General features: G+C 71.5%; 17 protein-coding genes. 8 read left to right on the top strand and 9 right to left on the bottom strand.

Translation table 11 applies throughout. The features are described from left to right. Nucleotides 1-30 precede the first annotated feature (30 nt). Together ACIRPT_RS32630 and ACIRPT_RS32625 are read right to left on the bottom strand one after the other, a co-directional pair. Nucleotides 31-1,227: an acyltransferase family protein gene (locus tag ACIRPT_RS32630; protein ID WP_403833696.1), complete on the bottom strand. Its 1,197-nt coding sequence runs from the start codon at nt 1,225-1,227 to the stop codon at nt 31-33. Next, nucleotides 1,224-3,722, bottom strand: a complete 2,499-nt coding sequence (locus ACIRPT_RS32625) for a glycosyltransferase (RefSeq protein ID WP_403833693.1) — start codon at nt 3,720-3,722, stop codon at nt 1,224-1,226. Before ACIRPT_RS32625 ends, ACIRPT_RS32630 begins: the two co-directional genes overlap by 4 nt. Nucleotides 3,723-4,497: 775 nt before the next feature. Between ACIRPT_RS32625 and ACIRPT_RS32620 the strand changes: the two genes are divergently transcribed. Then, on the top strand, nt 4,498-5,220 hold the full coding sequence (locus ACIRPT_RS32620; protein ID WP_403833691.1) for a transcriptional regulator: 723 nt from the start codon (nt 4,498-4,500) through the stop codon (nt 5,218-5,220). Nucleotides 5,221-5,310: 90 nt separating this feature from the next. Here ACIRPT_RS32620 and ACIRPT_RS32615 read toward each other — a convergent pair whose 3' ends face one another. Beyond that, nucleotides 5,311-6,768, bottom strand: a complete 1,458-nt coding sequence (locus ACIRPT_RS32615) for a nucleobase:cation symporter-2 family protein (RefSeq protein WP_403833689.1) — start codon at nt 6,766-6,768, stop codon at nt 5,311-5,313. Between the two features lie 472 nt (nt 6,769-7,240). On the opposite strand from ACIRPT_RS32615, the gene ACIRPT_RS32610 reads away from it, so the two are divergent. From ACIRPT_RS32610 to ACIRPT_RS32590, 5 genes are all read left to right on the top strand, one after another. Next, nucleotides 7,241-7,426, top strand: a complete 186-nt coding sequence (locus ACIRPT_RS32610) for a hypothetical protein (RefSeq protein WP_403833686.1) — start codon at nt 7,241-7,243, stop codon at nt 7,424-7,426. A gap of 192 nt (nt 7,427-7,618) precedes the next feature. Then, a complete protein-coding gene (locus ACIRPT_RS32605; protein ID WP_403833684.1) occupies nt 7,619-7,888 on the top strand; it encodes a hypothetical protein in 270 nt (89 codons plus the stop codon). A gap of 76 nt (nt 7,889-7,964) precedes the next feature. Further along, the gene (locus ACIRPT_RS32600; protein ID WP_403833682.1) at nt 7,965-10,343 is read left to right on the top strand and encodes an FHA domain-containing protein; all 2,379 of its coding nucleotides are present in this window, start codon (nt 7,965-7,967) and stop codon (nt 10,341-10,343) included. 16 nt (nt 10,344-10,359) lie between these two features. Further along, nucleotides 10,360-11,019: a hypothetical protein gene (locus tag ACIRPT_RS32595; RefSeq protein ID WP_403833680.1), complete on the top strand. Its 660-nt coding sequence runs from the start codon at nt 10,360-10,362 to the stop codon at nt 11,017-11,019. After that, on the top strand, nt 11,016-12,029 hold the full coding sequence (locus ACIRPT_RS32590) for a serine/threonine-protein kinase (protein ID WP_403833678.1): 1,014 nt from the start codon (nt 11,016-11,018) through the stop codon (nt 12,027-12,029). Before ACIRPT_RS32595 ends, ACIRPT_RS32590 begins: the two co-directional genes overlap by 4 nt. A gap of 133 nt (nt 12,030-12,162) precedes the next feature. Here the strand turns inward: ACIRPT_RS32590 and ACIRPT_RS32585 are convergent, their stop codons facing one another. After that, a complete protein-coding gene (locus ACIRPT_RS32585; protein WP_403833676.1) occupies nt 12,163-13,446 on the bottom strand; it encodes a streptophobe family protein in 1,284 nt (427 codons plus the stop codon). A 178-nt stretch (nt 13,447-13,624) separates the two neighbouring features. On the opposite strand from ACIRPT_RS32585, the gene ACIRPT_RS32580 reads away from it, so the two are divergent. Further along, nucleotides 13,625-14,881, top strand: a complete 1,257-nt coding sequence (locus ACIRPT_RS32580; RefSeq protein WP_403833673.1) for a DUF6777 domain-containing protein — start codon at nt 13,625-13,627, stop codon at nt 14,879-14,881. 157 nt (nt 14,882-15,038) lie between these two features. Beyond that, on the top strand, nt 15,039-16,223 hold the full coding sequence (locus ACIRPT_RS32575) for an Ig-like domain-containing protein (RefSeq protein WP_403833671.1): 1,185 nt from the start codon (nt 15,039-15,041) through the stop codon (nt 16,221-16,223). A 116-nt stretch (nt 16,224-16,339) separates the two neighbouring features. On the opposite strand, the gene ACIRPT_RS32570 is transcribed toward ACIRPT_RS32575, so the two are convergent. From ACIRPT_RS32570 to ACIRPT_RS32550, 5 genes are all read right to left on the bottom strand, one after another. Beyond that, nucleotides 16,340-18,397, bottom strand: coding sequence for a phosphocholine-specific phospholipase C (locus ACIRPT_RS32570; RefSeq protein ID WP_403833669.1), 2,058 nt, complete (start codon nt 18,395-18,397; stop codon nt 16,340-16,342). 304 nt (nt 18,398-18,701) lie between these two features. Then, nucleotides 18,702-20,015 (bottom strand): MFS transporter, encoded by a 1,314-nt coding sequence (locus ACIRPT_RS32565; protein ID WP_403833667.1) that lies wholly within the window; start codon nt 20,013-20,015, stop codon nt 18,702-18,704. After that, nucleotides 20,012-21,070 (bottom strand): PLP-dependent cysteine synthase family protein, encoded by a 1,059-nt coding sequence (locus ACIRPT_RS32560; protein WP_403833876.1) that lies wholly within the window; start codon nt 21,068-21,070, stop codon nt 20,012-20,014. The genes ACIRPT_RS32565 and ACIRPT_RS32560 overlap by 4 nt, the downstream gene beginning before the upstream one ends. A 213-nt stretch (nt 21,071-21,283) precedes the next feature. Next, nucleotides 21,284-21,742: a hypothetical protein gene (locus ACIRPT_RS32555; protein ID WP_403833665.1), complete on the bottom strand. Its 459-nt coding sequence runs from the start codon at nt 21,740-21,742 to the stop codon at nt 21,284-21,286. A gap of 130 nt (nt 21,743-21,872) precedes the next feature. Continuing rightward, nucleotides 21,873-22,358 (bottom strand): hypothetical protein, encoded by a 486-nt coding sequence (locus ACIRPT_RS32550; protein ID WP_403833663.1) that lies wholly within the window; start codon nt 22,356-22,358, stop codon nt 21,873-21,875. Nucleotides 22,359-22,411 lie beyond the last annotated feature (53 nt).

Below are 22,411 nucleotides of genomic sequence, written 5' to 3'. Positions count from 1 at the left end.
CTGCCGTTCGCCGTTACCGGGCCGCCGCCCTCACCTGGCCGCCGGCTGCGGATAGAACTCCCGCGGCCGTCCGCTGCGGTCCTTGAGCCGGCCCAGCAGGCCCGCCGGATATTCGATCAGCCAGTAGCTGGCCGCCGCCAGGGGGACGGCCGCCAGCAGGACGATCACGATCGCGGGCAGGAAGCCGGACCGGCCGGTGGGCAGCAGGCCGGCGTTGTGCAGCAGGAGCATGACCGGCTCGTGCCAGATGAACAGGCTGTAGCTGATCAGTCCGGCGGCCGCCGGCCAACGGGCCGTCAGCAGACGGTTCCAGAAGGTCGGTCGGCGGAGGTGGAGGGTGCCGAAGAGCAGCACGATCCACAGCACGGAGGCCAGCGGGTGGTAGAAGGTGAAGGCGGCGTTCTCCGGTGCCGAGAACAGGGAGAGGCCGTAGAGCCCGGCCAGGGCGAGGCCGCACAGGGGCAGCGACGCGCGCGGCGCGAGCCGGCCCCGCCGGCCGAGGGCGACGGTCAGTACGGCCAGGCCCATGCCGGCCGCGAAACCGCCGAACCGGGCCTGGGGGCCGAAGTAGACGGCCCAGTCGGTGTACGGGACGCCGACGGCGTAGTGCGCGACGGCGATCCAGGCGAGCGGTGCGGCGTACAGCAGCACACAGCCGCTCGCGCACAGGGCCACCCGGGAGCCGCGCCGGCGCAGCGGCCGGCAGGCCCGTACGGCCAGGGGGCCGAGCGCGACGAGGACGGCGTAGAACATCACCTCCAGGGACAGGGACCAGGTGGGGCCCAGGGTGTAGAAGATCCGCCGGTTGTCGAAGACATGGGTGAAGGTGAGGTGCTCGACCAGGTCCCGCCAGTTGCCGGGCAGGGTGGGATTGCGGGTGGCCCAGACGACCAGGACCGCCAGGAGGTACAGCGGCAGGATCCGGATCGCGCGCCGGAAGAGGAAGACCTTGGCCGGGCGCGTCGAGCGGCCGTCGATGGCGGCCCGCGCGTACGACAGGGTCAGCAGGTACGCGGAGAGCACGAAGAAGAGGTCGATGACCTCGAAGGAGAAGGCGGCCCCGATGTAGGGGTTGTCGACGGGCGGGTGGCTGCCGTGGGCGTCGTAGCGGAAGTACTGCTGCCAGACGTGGAAGATCACGGTGCTCAGCGCGGCGAATCCGCGGAAGCCGTCGATGTCGCGCGCCCGGCTGCGGGCCGGTGCGTCCGGTGCGGCGGAGGAACTCATCGGCGGGCCACCGCCTTTGCCGCGGCGCGCGGGGTGACCCGCCACTGCCGGTCGCCCAGGGCCTCCTTCAGATGGGCCTGCCGGGCCACCATGTTCTTGAAGTGGCTGTAGAAGAAGGTCGAGACGAAGAAGTACGACCAGAACCAGCGCCTGCGGGCGCGCAGTTCGGGAACGGCCAGGCGCCAGGCGAAGAGGGCCTGGACGGGACCGGCCGCCAGGGTGAACAGCATCGCGAGGACGCACACCGGTACCGCCCAGTCGAGCCGGTCGAAGCCGCCGGTGCGCCAGGCCGAGTAGAGCAGGATGGGCAGGATCTGAAGCGTCAGCCACGGCTGCACCTCGCGCCAGCCGAGCAGCACCAGCAGGCCCAGCTTCTGACGGGCCGTGAAGACCGGTGAACGCAGGCCCCGCCAGAGGTGTTTGAGCGAGACCTGGAGCCAGCCCTGGGCCCAGCGGGAGCGCTGGTTCCACAGGGCCTTGAGGGTGGTGGGGGCCAGCTCGCGGGAGATGAGGGTGCGGTCGACGGCGAACCGGGCGCCTTCGCTCAGCGCGCGGAGGGTGGAGTCGATGTCCTCGGTCAGCATCGAGCCGTGCATCCGGGTGCGGGCGAGCAGGTCGGTGCGCCAGAAGCCGTTGGAGCCGCCGAAGACACCGAAGCCGTACAGGCGGGTGCGGCCGGGGTGGCTGACCGCGTAGATCGCCTCGAACTCGACCGCCACCAGTTCGGCGACGCGGGAGCCGTCGCCGTTACGGATGACGCAGTGGCCCTGGACGACGTCATATCCGTTGGACAGCCAGTGCCAGGCGTCCTGGAAGGCGGTCGGGGCCGGGTGGTGGTCGGCGTCGAAGATGCCGACGAACTCGCCGCGGACGCGGGTGACCGCGGCGTTGATGTTCTGCGCCTTGGAGGTGGAGCCGGCAACCGGCAGCAGCACCAGACGGGGGTCGCGGCCCGCCATCTCGCGGAGGGTGTCCTCGACGGGCAGCGGATGCGGGGTGTTGTAGGCGAGGACGATCTCCAGCTCGCCCGGGTAGTCGAGGCGCAGGAAGGATTCGACGGTGTCGACGATGGTCGCGGCCTCATTGGGGAGGTACGCGGCGATGACGGCGCTGGCGGGCGGGTAGGGCGCGCCGGGCCGTTCGGGCCGTTCGGCGGAGTCGAGCGAATAGAGGCACTCGAGGACGATCAGCAGGGCGGAGAGGACGAGTCCGGCCACCACCACCCAGTACATCGCCGAGCCGAGGTCCCAGCCCAGTTCATAGGTCTGCTGATAGAGCGCGAACGGGACGCCGATGCCGAGCAGCAGCGCCAGGACCGGGGAGAGCGAGGCGAGGGCGGGGCGGATCAGGGAGCTGAGGGGGCGGCGCCGGCGGCGGTGGGCGGCGGGGCGCATCCAGGGTGCGTAGCGGACCGGGCGCAGGTCGCGGTGGCGCAGCGCCTCGACCGCCGCGTCGCGGGCCTGGCCGAGGGCCTGGGTGCCGTCGGCGCATCCGGTCAGCGGGAGCCAGCCGATCGCCGGGGTGAGGCGGACGTTCTCGTCGGCGACGATGAAGCGGGTGCCGGCCACCGTGGTGGCGAACTTCTGCAGGCTCTGCCGGGCGGTTTCCTCGTCGACGCCGGGCAGCAGCATCAGCAGATGGCCGTCGTCGTGCCGGCCGAGCCGGTCGCAGAAGCTGCCCAGCCGTTCCGCGACACCGGCCAGCCGCTCGGCGACCTCGCGGCGTACCCGGGGGCCGAGCCGGGCTTCCAGGGCAGCCATCTCGGCGACCGCGACCACGGCGAGGACCCCGCCCCGCCGGCCGGCCTCGGGGCGCTGGAGTTCGCGGTCGAGCTCGTCGAGGAAGTACGGGTGGGAGTAGAGGCCGGTGCGCGGGTCCTTGAGGAGGCTCTCGACCGGGACGGGGACACGGCGCAGTTTCGCCTCGATGCGGGCGGAGAGTTCGACCGGGTCGGAGGCCTCGGATATGCAGTCGTCGGCCCCCTGGCGCAGCATGTCGACGATGCCGGCGGGCTCGGGGGAGGCGGTGACCATCAGAAGCGGCAGCGCCTGTCCGGCGGGGACGGTACGGATCTCGCGGATGACGTCGAGTCCGGGGCGGTGGGCGGGTTCTTCGTCCCCGCCGTCCCCGCCGTCCCCGCCGCTCCGTTCCGCCGGTTCGTGCCGTCCGTCGAGCGGTCCGTCGTGCCGTGCGCCGTGCCGTCCGTCGATCCGTTCGTCGAGGGCCACGATGGCGTCCGGGGGTGCCTGCCCGACGCGGCGGTTGACCTCGCCGGGAGGGGCGTGGCTGACGTCGTGTCCGGTGGCGCGCAGGGTCCGGGTGAGCCGTTCCCGTCGCGGTCCTGGAGTGCCGACGACCAGCACATGCCCGCCGCGGCGGGGCGGGGCGTCGTGGTCGGGGGCGAGGACGGTGGAGCCGGCGCGGGGGTTGCCGTCGGTGTCGCCGAGCAGGGCCGTGGGTGGGCCCTGGGGGCCAGTGGGGTGCGAAGTGAGCACCTTGTGGGGTCCTTTCTTGCAACGAGGCATGCCGAAGCCGGTCCCGACGCCAGGGGGCGGTCCGGGCCGGTGCGGCATGGGGGCGCGATGACGTCGATGACGCCGGCCGGGCCGCGGCCGTGGCGGGCCGCCGGGGGATGTGGGGAATCGCCCGGGCGGTTACCGAGGGGCGCGCGGTGGCGCGGGCGTCATGAGGGGAGAGCGCCGGACAGCGTCGGCGTACCTGCCAGATGCATGACAAGCGCGGCGTTCGCGAGCGCCGGCAGCGGCTGTCTCTCCGTGGATCGGCCTGTCTCGTCAGGACGCACGGCGGTGAAGCCACGGAATGCGCGAGCGCATTCCAGCAGTGATCGCATATGAAGGGGTCCCATCCTGATCGGATTGTGGGGGAGGACCGGATGTCGGTTGTGCACCGGAGGGTGCCGCTTGGCGGGCCTGTCGGCAACGCCAGCCTCGACGATCACTGTGACGCCGCACCTTCATCCACGTAACGCTCGTATTACGTCCCGTCGTCTTACCGGTCTCGATGAGCGCTACCGCCCGGTACGCACCACTGCATCGGCTATACACGGTAAGGAAGTTGATGAGCGATATCGGACGATACGACGCAATTACTCCCCCACACTCCGCAAGCACCCCGTCACCTTCAGACCGAAGGGGAACTGTAGGTTTGTACTTCTGAACCATCTGTTAATCTGCCCGCCCCTGGATATTCCTCCATCTCCCGCCCCCCAAGCACCCCTCCGCTCGCCGGGTGCAGCGAGGTGTCCCGCACGTGTACAGCACACCGTTTTCTCCTTCCGAAGCCCGCTCCGCGCGGGCCCGGGTGGGCCTGACCACCGCTCAGGTCGCCCAGTCCATGACGGCGTGCGGCGCCCCGGCCCGCCCCGAGACGATCGAGGCCTGGGAGTACGGCTCCCAAGTGCCGACGGAGCCCCAGCTCTTCGCCCTGGCCGATGTCCTGTGGTGCTCGCCCACGGTCCTGATGGGTGTCGAGCCCCGGACACTGGCCCAGCACCGGATGGCCCGCCAGCTGGGCGCGGATCGGCTGGCGCAGCTCATCGGCATGGACCCGGACACCTACCGGCTGGCGGAGTCGGAGCAGCGCTGGACCGGCGACTACCGGCAGACCAAGGCGCTGGTGGATGCCCTGGGACTGTCGCTGCGGAAGCTGATCGGGGTGATGGGGCAGGTCGACGAGCTGGCCGGACATCTGCGGGCGGCCATCGAGGGGCGCTGGAAGTCGCATGTCTCTCCGATCATGGAGATCACCACGCTGAACAAGACCCGGGTGAGCGATGCGCTGCGCACGATGCATGGGGAGTTCGCGGAGTTCGCCGAGCGCTACATGGGGCATGTGGTGGCCCGTAACGACGACGCCCGGCTCAAGGAGGTGGCGGCCGAGCGCTCGGCGTATCTGCGCCGGCTCGTCGACCACTTCTGGGAGCTGATCGGCGAGGCCGGTGAGGCGCCGCCGTTCAACTCGGTGACGCACTGAACGAGGTGCACTGAACGAGGCGCGCCGAGCAAGGCGCACCGAACGCGTCGGACGCGGGCCCGCCGTGCGGCCCGCGTCCGACGGCGTGGCTCAGCGCGTGGGGACGCCCATCGGCGGTCCGTGCGGGTCCGCCGCCTCGCCGTCCTCGCCATCCTCGCCGTCCTCGATGTCGTCCCAGTCGATCTCCATCGACTTGCGGCTGGTGAGGACGTTGAAGAAGAGGTTGAGGAGGATGGCGGTCAGACCGCCCAGCGTGATCCCGCTGTCGAGGATCGCCTTCACATCGGCCGGCATCCGGTCGAAGAACGGCGCGACCGCGGAGGGCAGCAGCCCGGCACCCAGGCTGACGGCCAGGATCAGGGCGTTGCGCTCCTCGCGCAGATCCACCTTGCCCAGGATCTGGATGCCGACCGTGGCGACCATGCCGAACATCGAGACGGCGGCGCCGCCGAGCACCGGGTGCGGGATCACGGCGACCACGCTGCCGACCTTGGGCAGCAGCCCCAGGCAGATCATGAAGACACCGGCCGCGACCACCACGAAGCGGCTCATCACCCGGGACATCCGCACCAGGCCGATGTTTTCCGCGAATGCCACGTACGGAAAGGAGTTGAGCACCCCGCCGAGAACGGTGGCGACACCGTCCGCGCGCAGGGCATTGGCGACGGTGGCGTTGTCGACCCTTTTGCGGGTGATTTCCCCGATCGCGTAAACGTCTCCGGTGGTTTCCACCATCGTGATCAGCATGACGACGACCATGGCGATGATCGGGAACAACTCGAACTTCGGCATTCCGTAATGGAACGGGGTGCTGACGCCGAACCAGTCGGCATTACCCACCGCGCTGAAGTCGACATCGCCGAAGAACCACGCGACCGCGGTGCCGCCGATCAGACCGAGCAGGACGGCCAGGCTGCTGAGGTACGGCTTTCCGAGGCGGACCACGGCGAGAATGAACAGCAGGGTGCCCAGGGCGTAGGCGAGATTCTTGCCGGAGCCGTATTCGGGGTGACCGATCAACTGCGCGCCGCCGGCCGCGTCTTGGAGGCCCTGGGGTATGAGGGTGAGACCGATGATGGTGAGGATCGTGCCGATGACGACCGGCGGGAAGTACTTCACCAGTTTGCTGAAGAACGGCGCGAACAGGAATGTCGCGATACCCGCGGTGATGACCGCGCCATAAACGACGAGAAGTCCGGCGACGCCGCCGCCCGCACCCAGGCCGATGGCAATCATCGGGGAGACCGCGGTGAAGGTGACGCCCTGGACGAGCGGCAGCCGGGCGCCGATCTTCCAGATGCCGAACGCCTGGATGATGGAGGCGATACCGCAGGTCAGCAGGTCCGCGTTGATCAGGTAGACGAGTTGCTCGTGCGTCAGGCCAAGGGCATTGCCGACGAGAATGGGGACGATGACGGCCGCGGCATAGAAGGCGAGGACGTGCTGGAAACCGTAGAGCGTGAGTTTGCCGACGGGGAGCACCTCGTCGACGGGGTGGGTCCGCTGTCCGGCGAACTGCGGGGAGGAATGTCGGGAGGATCGTGCCATCTCTGCCTTGCCTTCACGAGGTAGGTGAATAAGAAGCGACCGGGCCCCGCATGTCCGGATGGCATGACGGGACCGGCTGGGTCCTACAAAGCCGACGTTGAGCGGTGTTGCCGACACCACGTAGCCCTGCGCTGCGCATTGTGTCCTGGTTCGACAGGACTTCCTTCGATCGGCCGGGCATTTCCCGGTATTTCCCATGGAATTTGCAGGTGGGGCCAATCGGAGCGCTCACCTTAGTTGACCTGGTGCATTCCTCGCGAGTAACCAGCGGTCACCGCCACCGGCGTGCGTGCCAGGCGTGCGGTTGCGCCGTGCGCGCTCCGAGCGCACACCGGGCAACCCGCAGGGATGAGCCCAACGAAGCCCCAGGTCAGGCAGGGAAGAGAGGGGCGCGCAGACCCGCCGTCGCGGCGTGCGCCCAACGCCTTCACCGCTACTGGTGCGCAACCCGACGAAGTGAGGTTTTTCGTATATGGCCGTCACGTATCAGGACCTTCTGCCGCTGAAGCATCAGGGCGATCCCCTCGCCGACGAGGTCGTCAAGGAATTGCTCGATGCGGACCGGATCAACAGCGTCAATCAGCTGTTCCGGCAGATTTCCACCGCGGACCAGACGCCGCCCACCCGTCGGCGCCAAGACGCTGCACTCCACGCATGAACTCGACCAGCCGCACCGCCGGCTGTCGCAGTCGACCCGGCTGTTCATGGGCATGGGCGACGCGGACGCCTTCACCGAGCACTCCACGCCCATCCCCACCTGCCAGAAGGTCCGCCTGGTGCATGCCGCGATCCGGGTGCTCCACGAGCGCTCCGGCAAGTGGGATGACGAAGGGCCTATATGCGGCCCGGCATGAAGGACGCGGTGCCGGCCTTCCTGCGGCCGGCGCTGTCCGACGAGTACGCGGACATGGTCAATGTCCCGCGGTCCGCCTATGACTTCGGCGCCGGCGCCGTCTCCTCGGCGGCCTCGCTGTTCTCCAGCACTCCGGTCGGCGACAACCTGGTCGTCAAGCCGGTGCTCGGCAAGCTGAGCGAGGCGGTCGAGGCCATCTCGCGCAGGGCCTTCACCGAGGGCCGGGAGACCGAGCCGCAGATGACCGACCGCATCACCAAGAAGTAGTCTGACCTGCTGTTTTATGGGACGGGCCGGTCCTCGCGAACAGGCGGGGACGGGCCCCTCGCCGTAAAATCCAGGTATGGCCAAGCGCCCGGATGCCACCGCGCCGGAACTCCTTGTCGAGGGCGACGGCGGCACGGTGATGATGGATCCGCACCGGACCTACCACGTGGGCCGCGACCCGGCCGGCGAAGTCGTCCTCACGGACGCGCGGGTCTCCTGGCACCACGCGGTGCTGCGGACCACCGACGGCCACTGGATGGTCGAGGACGAGCACAGCACCAACGGCACGTACGCCGACGGGCGGCGGGTGGACCACTGCGACGTCGGGCCGGGGAGCGTGATCCGGTTCGGCAATCCGACCGACGGGCCGTGCGCGGTGCTTCGCGGGGCACCGCCGCACGAGGAGCCGCGGCACGGCACCGGCCGGCCGTCCGCCGTCTCGTATCCCGCCGGCACCCACACCTTCCGCCGGCCCAGTTCCGTACGGCCGCTGCCCGCCGCCAGAACCACCCGGATCGGCCGGGCGCCCGGCAACGACCTGGTGGTCGACGACCTCGCCGTCTCCCGGCGGCACGCGGAGCTGCGGGCCGGGCCCGACGGCTACGAGATCGTCGACCTGGGCAGCCACAACGGCACCTATCTCAACGGCCAGCCGGTCGACCGCGCCATGGTCATCCCCGGCGACATCATCGGCATCGGCCACTCCGCCTTCGCGCTCGTCGGCGAGGAACTGCAGGAGTTCATCGATACCGGCGAGGTCTCGCTGGACGTCCAGGACCTGGCCGTACGGGTGGGAAAGGGCGGCCGGCGCGGCACGGGCGGCAAGACGCTGCTCGACCATGTGTCCTTCCCCGTAGGCGAGAAGTCGCTGCTCGCGGTGGTCGGACCGAGCGGGGCGGGCAAGTCGACGCTGCTCAACGCGCTGACCGGGCTGCGGCCCGCGGACGACGGCTCGGTCCTCTACGACGGCCGGGACCTCTACCGCGACTACGCCGAGCTGCGCCAGCGCATCGGGCTCGTGCCGCAGGACGACATCCTGCACTCCCAGCTGACCGTGCGCCGGGCCCTCGGCTACGCCGCCAGGCTGCGCTTCCCGGAGGACACCGCGAAGGCCGAGCGGCTGGCCCGGGTCGACGAGGTCATCCATGAACTGGGCCTCGACCAGCGGGCCGACCAGCCCATCCACAGCCTCTCGGGCGGCCAGCGCAAGCGGGTGAGCGTCGCCCTCGAGCTGCTGACCAAGCCGTCGCTGCTCTTCCTCGACGAGCCGACCTCCGGCCTCGACCCCGGTATGGACCGCTCGGTGATGCATATGCTGCGCGGCCTGGCCGACGACGGCCGCACGGTCATCGTCGTCACCCACAGCGTGCTGAGCCTGGACGTCTGCGACCGGCTGCTGGTCCTCGCGCCGGGCGGGAAGATCGCGTACTACGGGCCGCCGGACGAGGCGCTGCAGTTCTTCGGGTTCACGCAGTGGCCGGAGGCGTTCGAGGCCTTCGAGGCGGACACCGCGCGGGACTGGGCGGGGCAGTACCGCGCCTCGCCGCTGTACCGGCGCTACATCTCCGCCGACTCCCGGCAGCCGCGGCACGCGCCCGAGGCTGCGCCCCTTGAGCGCCGCCCGGTGACCGCGCACAAGGCGCAGAGCTGGGGCAGCCAGCTGCGCACCCTGGTGCGGCGGTACGCGGCGGTGCTGAGCGCCGACCGTACCTTCCTGATCATCATGGTCGCGCTGCCGTTCGTGATGGGCGCGCTGGCGCATGCCCTGGCGGGCAGCAGTTTCACCCGGGAATCGGCGCTCAACGGGCTGCTGATCCTGTGCGTCGGCGCGGTGCTGACCGGCGCCGCCAATGCGGTCCGCGAGCTGGTCAAGGAACGGACGATCTATCAGCGGGAGCGGGCCGTCGGCCTGTCCCGCTCGGCCTATCTGATGTCCAAGGTGCTGGTGCTGGGCGCCGTCACGGTCGTCCAGGCCGTGGTGCTGACCCTGGTGGGGCTGTTCGGCGTCAGGCTCAACGCGCCCGGCGGCAAAGGGGTGCTGATGCCGCCGCTTGTCGAAATCATCCTTGCCGTGGCGCTGTTGGCGTTCACGGCCATGATGCTCGGCCTCTTCGTGTCCGCGCTGGTGCGCAAGGAGGAGGTCACCATGCCGCTGCTGGTGCTCCTTGCGATCGTGCAGGTCGTGCTCTGCGGCGCGCTGCTGAAGCTGCACGGGGTGCCGGGGCTGGAGCAGCTGGCCTGGCTGGTGCCGTCCCGGTGGGCGCTCGGCGCGATGGGGGGCACCGTCGATCTGCACCGGCTGCTGCCGACGCCGGTCACCGCGGATCCGCTGTTCCAGCACCGGCCGGGGATCTGGCTGCTGAACATGGGCATGCTGATCGTGCTGTCGCTCGTCCTCGGCTTCCTGGTCACCAAGCTGCTGCGGCGGCGTGAGCCCGAGATCATGCGCAAGTAGCGTCGAGGAGCCGCCTGTGACCGCGCCCGCATTCCTCCCCAGCCATATCGTCCCGGCGGACGGCATGGCGACCTGGTCCGCACCCGACGCCACCCGGCCGACGGTTCCGCTCGACCCGCTGCTGCCCGTCCAGGTCGTCGAACGGCGGGGCGACTGGGCGCTGGCGCTGTGTTCCAACGGCTGGTCGGCCTGGGTCGACGGCCGGCTGCTGCTGTCGATCCCGCACCGGCCGCCCGCCGCCGGTCAGCCGCCCGCCCGGACCGCGGACCCCCGGCCGCTGCTGGGCGCGGTCGAGAGCGAGCTCGGCCGCTACCGGCGGCTGGTCGAGGAGCTGCTCGCGGGGAGGCTGGACGGCGAGTCGTTCGGGGAGCAGTCCCGGGGCATGCGGGTGGGGGTGGTCGTGGACGGCGGCGCGGTGTGGCTGTACGACGCGCGGCACGAGCGGTGGTGCTACTGCGACGGGGTGTCGTTGGAGACGTATGCGGTGACGGCGGGGCCTTCGGCACGGAGCGGGGAAGGGGAGACCCCGGATGCCCAGGACTCCCGGGGCTCCCGCGACTCGCGAGACTCCGCGGAGTCTCCGGGCGGCTCCCCGGCCGAGGCGTACCAGGCGTACGAGGCGGCGCCGGCGGACGGCCCGCCGCACTCCCCCACCCGCCTGGGTGACTTCCGGTGAACGCCACGGTGCCGGACCCCGACGACCGCTCCATCGCCGCCGGCGCCTCGGGACTCCGCGGCCGCCGGATCGCCGGGTACCAGCTGCGGGAGGAGATCGGCCGGGGCGGTATGGCGGTCGTCTACAAGGCGGAGGACCTGCGGCTCGGCCGCATGGTCGCGGTCAAACTGCTGGCCCCGGAGCTGGCCCGTAACGACACCTTCCGGCAGCGCTTCGTCCATGAGTCGCGGGTGGCCGCTGCCATCGACCATCCGCACATCGTGCCGGTCTTCGAGGCCGGGGAGGCCGAGGGCGTGCTGTACATCGCGATGCGGTACGTCAAGGGACGGGACCTTCGGGCGCTGCTCGACCGCGAGGGGCGGCTGTCCCTGGAGGTCGCCTGCCGGATCGCCCTCCAGGTGGCCTCCGCCCTGGACGCCGCCCATGACCACGACCTCGTGCACCGGGACGTCAAACCGGGCAACATCCTGATCGCCGAGGGCACCGACAGCGACCGTCCCGAGCATGCGTACCTCACCGACTTCGGGCTGACGAAGAAGTCGCTGTCGCTCACCGGCTTCACCCGCGCCGGGCAGTTCGTCGGCACGCTGGATTATGTGGCTCCCGAGCAGATCTCGGGCCGCCCGGTGGACGGCCGCTGCGATGTCTACAGCCTGGCCTGTGTGCTGTTCGAGATGCTGACCGGGGCGCCGCCGTTCCGGCGCGACGACGACATGGCGCTGCTCTGGGCGCATCAGTACGACCCGCCGCCGGCCCTGACCGAACGGCGCCCTGACCTGCCGCCCGCCGCCGACGCGGTGTTCGCCCGGTCGCTGGCGAAGTCCCCCGAGGAGCGGCACGACACCTGCCGGGGGTTCGTGGCGGCGCTGCGCACGGCAGGTCAGGACGCCGCGACCGGACCGCCCCCGGCAGACCCCCCGAAAAAGCCGGACGGAGACACCGCGCCATCGGACCCGGGCGCTCCCCCACCACCGCCGAGCTGGGCCACGCCGGTGTTTCCGGGCCGCTAGGGCTCGGCACCGGTGTTTCCGGCTCGCAGCACCGCCGCGGCGCCGGCGCTTCCGGCCACCGGCACCGCCGCCGTCGGCCACTCCGGCCCCCGCACCACCACCGGCGTTTCCGGCCCCCCGGCCCGGGACGGCCTCAGGCTGGGGGCCCGGGCTCCGGTACCTCCCCCGGATGCCGTACCCGCCGCGCCAGCAGGCCGCCGAGGAACCCGGTGACCAGCCCCCATGCGGCGCCCACTCCCACCAGACGCAGGAGTTGCGGCTGCAGGACGACCTCGCCGCCCAGGTTGCCGCCGAGGTCCCCGACGCCGATCACGGAGAGCCCGTAGTGGGCGAAGATCCGGGTGATCAGTCCGACGACGAGCAGGGTGACGGCGAGCGCCACGGCCAGCTCCACCGCCTGCCGCCAGGCGGGCATGGCGGCAGGGGAGCGGACCGCGGCGGCGAAGGCGGCGCCGAGCAGCACCACGGCCGCCACCGCCACCAGCACCCAGGCGCGGCCGTCGTGCTCGGCGAGGGACCCCAGGTCGAGGGTGCGCTGACCGTGACGGGTGCGCAGGACGTCGTCGAGCAGTTGCGGCATGGGCAGTCCGATGGCCTTGTCGACTTGGCCGGTCCAGGCGCCGCCGGTGCCGATGCCCAGCGCCATCCAGGCGAGGTTCGGCAGCCCCAGGAAGATCACGGCGAGGGTCTCGGCGGGATGGCCCTTGACGATCAGCACGATCACGCCGGTGATCAGCCCGATCGCCGCGTAGGCGAGCAGTACCAGCAGCATCGCGGAGGCGGGCGGCCGTACGGAGTTCTGCAGATGCAGCAGCCGGGAGGAGAGCGGCGCCCGGCGGGAGACGACGAAGGTCAGCGCGAGCACCGCCAGCACCCACAGCAGCCCGACGCCGAGGGTGGCGGGGACATCGGCGCGGAAGCCGACGGTGGGGGTCGCGCCGAGCTCCGCGCCGATCTGGTCGGCGAGGTCGTTACCCACGGTGATCTTGAAGCTGTGGCGTGCGACGAGGGCGAGGACCAGCAGGAACAGCAGCCAGAAGGCGGCCGTACGGGCGACCCGGGCGAGCAGTTCATGGCCGGTGGCCACCGCCCGGTGCCGTAGCGGACGCAGAAAGACGGCGGCGGTCACCAGGGCACCGGCCAGTGTCACCGACAGCGGTACGGCATCGAGGGCGGCGTCCGCCTGCGCGATCACCCCCGCGTCGCCGGTCAGCTCGACCGAACCGCCCGCCGCGACGACGACGGTGGCCGCCACGACGTGGGCGAACGCGCCGCCGGGCAGGTCGCCGGCGCCCGCGGCCCACAGCCCGAGCGCGGCGATCACGTACATGGCGATGACGCCCGCCGCGGCGGCCGCCAGGGCTTCCCCCCAGGCCCGGAGGGGACCGGTGTTTGCGGGGCCTCGCGGCTGGTTCACGCTGCCTCCTGCCGGACGGCGGGTCGGGAATCTCCCCCACCGTAAGCACGCACAGGCCACCCCGCTTGCGGACGACACCGGCCACCGGCACACAATGACACGAAGGTTGACGAATCCGGGCAGACTCCGGGCGGCGCTCGCTTCGCCGGATGGCCCGCACGCGCCGGAAGAGGGACCCGTGACATCTCAGCCGCCGCCTGACAGCCACCCGACCGGACCGCCGTCGGGGCCGCTCTCCGGCCCCTCCGCGGGCCCGCCTTCCGGCACCTCGTCCGAGCGGCCGACGCAGCGGGGCGGGCCGCCGACCGAGGTGGACCGGCCGCGCGGACCCGGCGGCGGGGGCCCGGATGACGGAGGGTCCGGTGGCGGCGGAGGCGGCGGCGGCCGGGGCGGCGGAGCGGCCGGCGGGCCGGGCGGCGGCGCGCCCTGGTGGCGGTCCACGCCCCGGATCGCGATCATCGCGGCCGCCGTCGTGGCGGCCGTCGCGCTGACCGTCATCCTGACCCGTCCGAGCGGCAACGGCGCGGGCGAGGTGTTCCTCCAGCCCGCGGCAGCCGAGGGCCCCGACCCGTTCACCAAGTCGACGGCGAAGCAGTCCTCCCCGCCGCCGTCGCCGAGCGCGTCCTCCGGCGCGCCGTCCAGCGCGTCGCCCGGCACCGCGTCCGGCACGCCCAACTACCCGGGCTCGGAACCCGGCCTGTACGGCGGCAGCCGGAACACCACCGCCTGCGACGTCGAGCAGCAGATCAAGTTCCTGGAGAGTGACCGGGCCAAGGCCAAGGCGTTCGCCGGCGCCGAAGGCATCGACGCCGGCGCCGTACCGTCCTTTCTTCGCTCGCTGACGCCGGTACAGCTGCGGATGGACACCCGGGTGACCAACCACGGCTTCAAGGACGGCAAGGCCACCGCCTTCCAGTCGGTGCTGCAGGCCGGTACCGCCGTCCTCATCGACTCCCACGGCATGCCCCGGGTGCGCTGCGCCTGCGGCAACCCCCTCCAGCGGCCGGTGCCCCTCAAGAGCCACGCCAGGACGACCGGTACGGCCTGGCCCGGATACCGCGCCTCGAACACGGTGGCCGTGCAGCCCGCCAACGCCGACGTGAAGGACTTCGTCCTCTACGACCCGGAAACCGGCCAGTACTTCCGGCGTCCCAAGGGCAGCGACGGCGACAGCGACCGCTGGACGCCGCCCCCCACCCGGTCTCCCTCCGGAACCCCGTCCCCCGGGACCCCCTCTTCCCCGGGGTCCTCCCCCACGTCCTCGCCCCCGTCCTCCGAGTCCCCCTCCGCCCCGTCCTCCGCCGGCACCGAGAACCCCACCACCCCGCCCGAGGCCCCCACCGGCACCGAGGGCCCGACCGCGCAGAACCCCACCACCGTGTCCCAGCCCCCGCCGGCGTCCACGGGCGGCGGGACGGGGCAGGTCAGCCCGTAACGGAAACCACCGGGATCACCGAGGCCGGAACCCGGACCGAGACCGAGACCGAACCGTGGCATAAATCTCCGATTCCCCAGACAACCTCCGAAGCAGACAAACCCTCTGTATGTGCGGCGGGTAGCCCGCCCTCTGCTGTCTGCTTTGGAGGACCTCCGTGCACGCCGCACATCGCCGCCATTCCGTCCGGTACCTGCCTGCGCTGATAGCGACGGCCACCCTGCTGACCGCGTGCGGGACGAGCGGCGGCGCGAGCTCGTCGAAGGCGGACGAGCCCTCGGCCAAGGTGACCGTCACCCCGGCCGCGGGCAGCAAGTCGGTCAAGCTGGGCTCGGCCATATCCATACGGGCCGACGGCGGCAAGCTCACCTCGGTCGAGGTCAAGGACGACCAGGGCACCAAGGTCGACGGGCGGCTGAGCGCCGGCGGCGCGTCGTGGAAGTCGGACGGCAAGGTCCGCCCGAAGACCACCTACACCGTGAAGACCCGGGCGAAGTCGACGGGCGGCAAGGAATCCTCCGCCACCTCGGTCTTCACCACGGAAGCGGCCGACAAGATCAACAAGCTCACGAACACCCCCGGTGGCGGGCAGACCGTGGGCACCGGAATGCCGGTCTCGATCCTCTTCGACAACCCCATAGCCACGGACCGGCGGGCCGGAATCGAGAAGGCGCTGAAGGTCACCACCAAGCCGCATGTCGAGGGCGCCTGGGGCTGGGTGAAGGACTACTCCGGCAAGGACCGGATCGACTGGCGGCCCAAGGACTACTGGCCGTCGGGCACCAAGGTTTCCGTCAAGGGCGCGCTGACCGGGATCGACTCCGGCGCCAACGGCGGCTGGTTCGCCCGGGACTACAACTTCGGCTTCGCCATAGGCGCCGACCACAAGGCCGTCATCGATGTGCCCTCGCACACCCTGACCATGTACGAGAACGGCAAGAACGTCGGCAGCGTCGTCGGCTCCGCGGGTTCCCCCCAGGACCCCACCCGTGGCGGCGTGCACACCGTACGCAGCAAGAACGCGGCCGAGACGATGGACTCCTCCACCATCGGCCACGGCGACGAATGGATGCTGGACTCGAAGTGGGTCACCCACCTCACCGCCTCCGGCACCTTCCTGCACTCCGCGCCCTGGAACAAGCAGCTCGGCGTGGCCAACACGAGCCACGGCTGCTTCGGGATGAGCACCGGCGACGCCAAGAAGGTCTACGACTTCCTCACGATCGGCTCCACGGTCAAGGTGAACGGCACCAGCAACCCCAACAAGACCGACGTCGGCAACGGCCTCGAGGTCTGGCAGGAGTCCTGGCAGCAGTGGCAGCAGCGCAGCGCGCTGAAGTGACGGCGGTCGGCTCCCGGGTGCCGGAGGGCGACTTGCCGCCGGCGGGGGGCTGAGGACCGAACGACGCAGGGGCCGGTGCCCGAAGGCACCGGCCCCTGCTGTCTGAGCGCGGCCGCTCAGCCGGTGATGATCGCCGGGTCGCTCACGCCCGGCTGTCCGTTCTCGACGTGTCCGGCGAGGCGGCGCAGGAAGCCGGAGCCCGCGTCGGAGGTCACCGTCAGGTCGTACCAGCGCTTGGTGGCCCGCAGGTCGGCGGTGTGCTCCACGGTGGCACCCGCCTTCACCTTGAACGTCTCGGCGGCGCCGCCGTAAGCGTTCGTCACGGTGAGGTTGACGTCGGCGGACCCCTTGTTCGTCAGCGTCAGCTTGAGGTTGCCGGTGGTCTTGTCGTGGCGGGCGGTCACCTCGGGTCCCGCGGTCTTGCCGGGGCCCTTGAAGACGCGCAGGAAGCCGTTCGGGCCGAATACCGACAGGTCGTACGCGTTCTTGGAGTACGCCGAGTTCCAGGTGTCGGAGAGCGTCTTGCCCGCCTCCGTGGTGTACGTCCAGGGGCCGTCGGTGCGGTTGGCGGAGCGGACGTGGAAGCAGGCGCCCGCCGTGTCACCGCCGCTGAAGGTGAGCGTGAACTTCCCGGCCGCCGGGTCCGCTGCGCCGTCCACCAGCGGCGCGTAGCGCAGCGGGCGGGAAGGGCGGGAGCCGGACTCCTGCTTGGGCAGGGCCGGGTTCGCGGGGGCGTGCGGGACGTAGTCGGAGTGGCGCTCGTGGTCCGGCGGCTGGTAGGCCGCGGTGTCGGGGAGCTTCGCCGGGTCGGTGTCCTTGACGCCGAAGTCGAAGGCGGAGGTGAGGTCGCCGGCGATGGCGCGCCGCCACGGCGAGATGTTCGGCTCCTTGACGCCGTAGCGCTTCTCCATGAACTGGATGATCGAGGTGTGGTCGAGGACCTCCGAGCACACGAACCCGCCGGTGCTCCACGGCGAGACCACGAGCATCGGGACGCGCTGGCCCATGCCGTAGTGGCCCGCGGAGTAGCTCGCGTTACCGGGGAAGTAGTCCAGCGTCGTGTCGACGGTGGACTTGCCCTGGGAGGCGGAGGACGGGACGTACGGCGGGACGATGTGGTCGAAGTAGCCGTCGTTCTCGTCGTAGGTGATGAACAGGGCGGTCTTGCTCCACACGTCGGGGTTGGACGTCAGGGCGTCCAGGACCTGGGAGATGTACCAGGCGCCGAAGTTCGCCGGCCAGTTGGGGTGTTCGCTGAACGCCTCGGGCGCGGCGATCCAGGAGACCTTGGGGAGCTTGCCGGCCTTCACGTCGGCCTTGAGGTGGTCGAAGTAGCCGTCGCCCGCCTTGACGTTGGTGCCGGTGCGGGCCTTGTCGTAGAGCGGGTCGCCGGGCTTGGCGTTGCGGAAGCTGTTGAAGAAGAGCAGGGAGTTGTCGCCGTAGGTGCCGCGGTAGGCGTCCTCGATCCAGCCCCACTTGCCGTTCGCGTCCAGGCCGTCGCCGATGTCCTGGTACACCTTCCAGGAGACCCCGGCCTGCTCCAGGCGCTCGGCGTAGGTCGTCCAGTCGTACCCGGCCTCCTGGTTGCCGAGGACGGGGCCGCCGCCCTTGCCGTCGTTGCCGACGTGGCCGGTGAGCATGTAGTAGCGGTTGGGGTCGGTGGCCCCCATGAACGAACAGTGGTAGTCGTCGCAGACGGTGAACGCGTCGGCGAGCGCGTAGTGGAACGGAATGTCCTTGCGGGTGAGATACGCCATGGTCCGCTCGGACTTGGCGGGCACCCACTGGTCGTACTTGCCGTTGTTGAACGCCTTGTGGCCGCCCGCCCAGTCGTGGTCGAGGCCCGCGATGAACTGCATGCCGAGGTCTTCGGCGTCCGGGTGGAAGGGCAGCACGTCCTTGCCGCTGCCGGGCTGGTTCCACACCGGCTTGCCGTTGGGCAGGGTCACCGGGCGGGGGTCACCGAAGCCGCGTACGCCCTTCATCGTGCCGAAGTAGTGGTCGAAGGAACGGTTTTCCTGCATGAGCACGACGATGTGCTCGACGTCCTGGATGGAGCCGGAACGGCGGGCGGCAGGAATGGCCGCGGCGCGGGCGATGCTGCCCGACAGGGCGGAGACGCCCGCGGTGGCGCCGGCTATCTGGAGGAAGCGCCGCCGGTTGAGTTCAGCCATGGCTTCGGGAACCTCTCGGTGTGTGGGGGTATTTGCGGAAGTGGAGAGAGCGCTGTTCGGTCGTGTGAGGGACTGTAAGGAAACAGGGCTCAGCAGAGTGTTCCAAGAGGAACGAGCGCCAGGGAAGCGGGGGTGTCTCATGTGCGACACCTCGCGGTACGCACGACGAACTCCCCGGGCGCGGTTGCCCCGAGAAGGGCACAGGTGGGCATTTCGGGGCCAGTGGTGCGTAACGGCTCGGGGCGTGCGGCGGCCGCCCCCGTGAGTACGGGGACGGCCGCCGCTTTCGCATGGCCCGCCTCGCTCAGGCGGTGGCCGGTTGCGCCCCCGGGACGGTGACCGGGCCCAGCCGGCCGGTGCGGTGCAGGCCGTGGAGCGCGGCACTGCACGCCAGGCCCAGTGCCAGGAGGACGAGCCAGGGCAGGGCGGGCAGCCCGACCGCGCGGGAGGCGTCCAAAGCGGCTCCGGTGAGGAGGTTGCCCAGGGTGATGCCGATACCGCAGATGGTGTTGTAGAGCCCGTAGTGGGTGGCGACCAGGCGGTCACCGCAGAGCCGGACGATGGTGTCCATCTCGAACGGGTAGGTGATCATCGTGCCGATGGCGAGCAGCAGCGCGGCGAGCGCCGGCGGGAGAGCCGCCAGCGCCCAGCGGCCGACCCCCGCCTGCGGTACGGGCAGCGCACCGGCCGCCAGGACCGGCACGAACGCCAGCCCCATCGCCAGCAGCCCCCAGGCGAGGGCGCGGCCGGGAGCCAGCCGCGCCTTGCACCAGGCCGTCACCCGCGTCTGCCCGACGATGGTGCTCAGCCCCGACACGGCGAAGAGCATCGCCACCGCCGCCGTACCGAACTCCCCGTCGCCGCCGAGGCGCTTCACCTCCAGCGGCAGCGCCAGATAGACCTGGAAGGAGAGCACATACGAGCCGATCATGGCGCCGGAGAAGAGCAGGAACGGCCGGTTGGCCAGCACCCGCCGCCACTGGGAGAGCACGCCCTCGTGCCGCCCGTCCCCGTCGCCGTCCGCGCCGGACTCCGCGCCGTCGCCACCGCGGGCGGGCAGCGCACGGATCTGCACGATGCTCAGCAGCGCGAAGACCCCCGCGGAGACCAGGCAGGTGACGCGGAAGTCCACGCCGGTCAGCACCATGCCCACCAGCGGACCGAGCAGAATTCCCGCCTGGTAGAAGACGTTGAACAGTGCGAAGGCCTCCAGCCTGCGCTCCCCCGCCTCCGCGGCGAGATACGCCCGGACCGCCGGATTGAACAGCGCCCCGGCCAGCCCGGTGGCCGCGGACGCCGCCAGCAGCGCGGGCAGCGAGTCCACCAGGCCGAGCGTGGCGAACCCCACCGTCCGCAGCACACAGCCGGCCACGATCAGCGGCTTGTACCCCAGCCGGTCGGCCAGCGTGCCGCCGATCAGGAACATCCCCTGCTGGCTGAAGTTGCGGACGCCGAGTACCAGCCCGACCAGCCACCCCGGCAGCCCGAGCGTCCCGGACAGATGCGCGGCCAGATAGGGCATCAGCATGTAGAAGCCGAGGTTGATGGTGAACTGATTGGCCATCAGCAGCTGGACGCTGCGTTCATAGGAACGCACCTGGGCGAGGGTGTCCTTCACCGGCCCGCCTCCGCACGGACCGCGTCCCGCAGGGTGAGCGGATCGACGGCGCCGGCGCACCGGCTCCAGGCGGTGACCTCCTTCTCGTCCGGCCGTCGCAGCGTCTGAGGCCCGTCCGCCGGCGGCGCGTCGAGCAGTCCGTGGGCGGCGCAGTACTCGTCGTCGTACACCGTCTCCAGATAGCGCTGCGGCCCGTCCGGGAAGACCGCCGCGATGCGCGTCCCGGCGGGTTCGGTGCGGCTGAGCCAGCCCGCCACGAGCGCGACCGCGCCGACGCTCCAGCCGCCGGTGGCGTAGTGCGAGGCCGCCAGCCGGCGGCAGGTCCACACCGCTTCGCCCGGGGCGACCCAGTGCACCTCGCTGAACTGTTCGTAGGCGACATTGCGCGGATAGATGCTGGACCCCAGTCCGCGCATCAGCCGGGTGCGGGCGGGCTGCCCGAAGATGGTCGAGCCGATGGTGTCGACGCCGACCAGCCGCAGCTCCGGGTAGAGCTGGCGCAGCACCCGGGACACCCCCGCGGAGTGCCCGCCGGTGCCGACGCTGCATACCAGCATGTCGATGTGGCCGAGCTGACCGGCGAGTTCGAGGGCCAGCGGCAGATAGGCGGAGGTGTTGTCCGGGTTGTTGTACTGGTCCGGGCACCAGGCGCCGGGGTGCTCCGCCAGCAGCGCGGCCACCCGGTCGCGGCGCGCCTGCTGCCAGCCGCCGCTGGGGTGTGGCTCCGGTACGAGGTCGACCCGCGCCCCGTAGGCGGTCAGCAGCCGGGTCATCGAGGGTTCCAGGCCGGGGTCGGTGACCAGGGTGACGGGATGCCCGTAGACCATCCCGGCGAGCGCGAGGCCCAGCCCGAGGGTGCCGCTGGTGGATTCGATGATCCGTCCGCCGGGCCGCAACTCGCCGCGGGCGCGGGCGCGTTCGACCATGTGGAGGGCGGGGCGGTCCTTGATGCCGCCGGGGTTGCGGCCCTCCAGCTTCGCCCAGAAGCCGCGGCCGGGCGGGGTGAGCGGCTCGGAGATGTGCAGGAGCGGGGTGTTGCCGACCAGGCCGGGCATGCCGGAGGCGACCCGGGCGGGCCGGCCGCGCGTGGGGTCGGGGGTTACCGGCACGGTGGGCAGGGTGGTCGGGGGAAGGTCGGGAAGGGCGGGAAGAGAGTGCATGAGTCGCTCTCGCTCGGTGTGCAGGGATGGGGGCACTCCTCTCGCGCGCCGGGACGCTCGGGCGCGGCGCGCGGCGGCCGGTCCGCATGGCCGGCCGCGGGGCGGCTCCTATATCCGGCACCTGCACAGGACGGCGAGCGTCCGGCGCCCGCCGCGCGCCGGCCCGCACCGTGCGGTCCCGCTCGCCACGGCCGGCCGCCGCACGGCCACTACCGCCGCCACGGTCGCGACGAGACCCATCAGCGGCGCGCCGCCGTCCCCCACGGCCGCCCGCCCCTGCGGGATCCGGCCGGCCGCCCCGTGCCCGCACTCGGCATGCAGCCCGTCCGGGTCCGGGGCCTGCGCCACCGGGGCGTGGCCCGCCGACGACGCCGCCGTGCTGCCCGGCGGACGGTGGTGGTCCGCACCGCCCGCGCCGGAGCACGGCAGCACCGTCAGCAGCAGCCCGCAGAGGAGCAGGAGTACGGCGATCGGCCACGGTGGGCGGGGCAGGGCGAACCGGGGCGGGGACCACGACCGGGGCCGGGGCGGTAAGGGGCGGGTACGGGCGGGAGGGCGAAGCGACACGGGTCCTCCATGGCATGACCACCGCCTCGTCCGCGAACGGCAAGGGAACGCGGCGCGGCGGAACCAGCGCGAGCAGGGGGCGGCGACGAGCGAAGTGAGCAGAGATAACGGGCCGGAAACGGCCGGAAATCTAGACCTGCTGAACGACGGAGCCCGTAGCGCTTCGCAAGGGAGGCAGAGCCGATGCCTCGCCGGTCGCCCCGGACCGGCCCCACAGCGGCGAGCGCGCCGGGGCCTCGGCCGCCCGCGCGGCGCAGGGCAGGGTCAGCACGGGGCCCTGCTGCGGCTGTCCCGAGAGACACAGCTCGGGAGAGTGCACGTGGGAGGGGGGCGCGGGACGGCCGCCGTCGACGCCGTGACCGTCTTCGTCAACTGCCATGTGTGATGCGGCAGTTGGGTCCGTGGCCGCGGCAGGCGCGGCGGGTCCCGCGGAGACGAGTGGTCCCGCCGACACGGCGGGCACGGCGCCCGCCGCATGTCCCTCCGCGCTCTCCGCCCGCGCGCCGTGCGCGAGGGCCACGCAGAACAGCACCAGCAGGGCCGGCCACAGCAGCCGGAGCGGGACCGCCGAACCACGGTCCCGCACGCTGCGAAGGGGCGACCTCGCCGTTGCCATGCCGCGATCGTAACCTCCCGTGCCGGGCGGGGCGCGTAGTTCGGCCGTGTGCG

The sequence above is a fragment of the Streptomyces sp. NPDC101227 genome (genome assembly GCF_044767545.1).
Taxonomy (GTDB): Bacteria; Actinomycetota; Actinomycetes; order Streptomycetales; family Streptomycetaceae; genus Streptomyces.
Note: the sequence above shows the minus strand (reverse complement) of the source record. Positions and strands in the feature narration are given on the sequence as shown.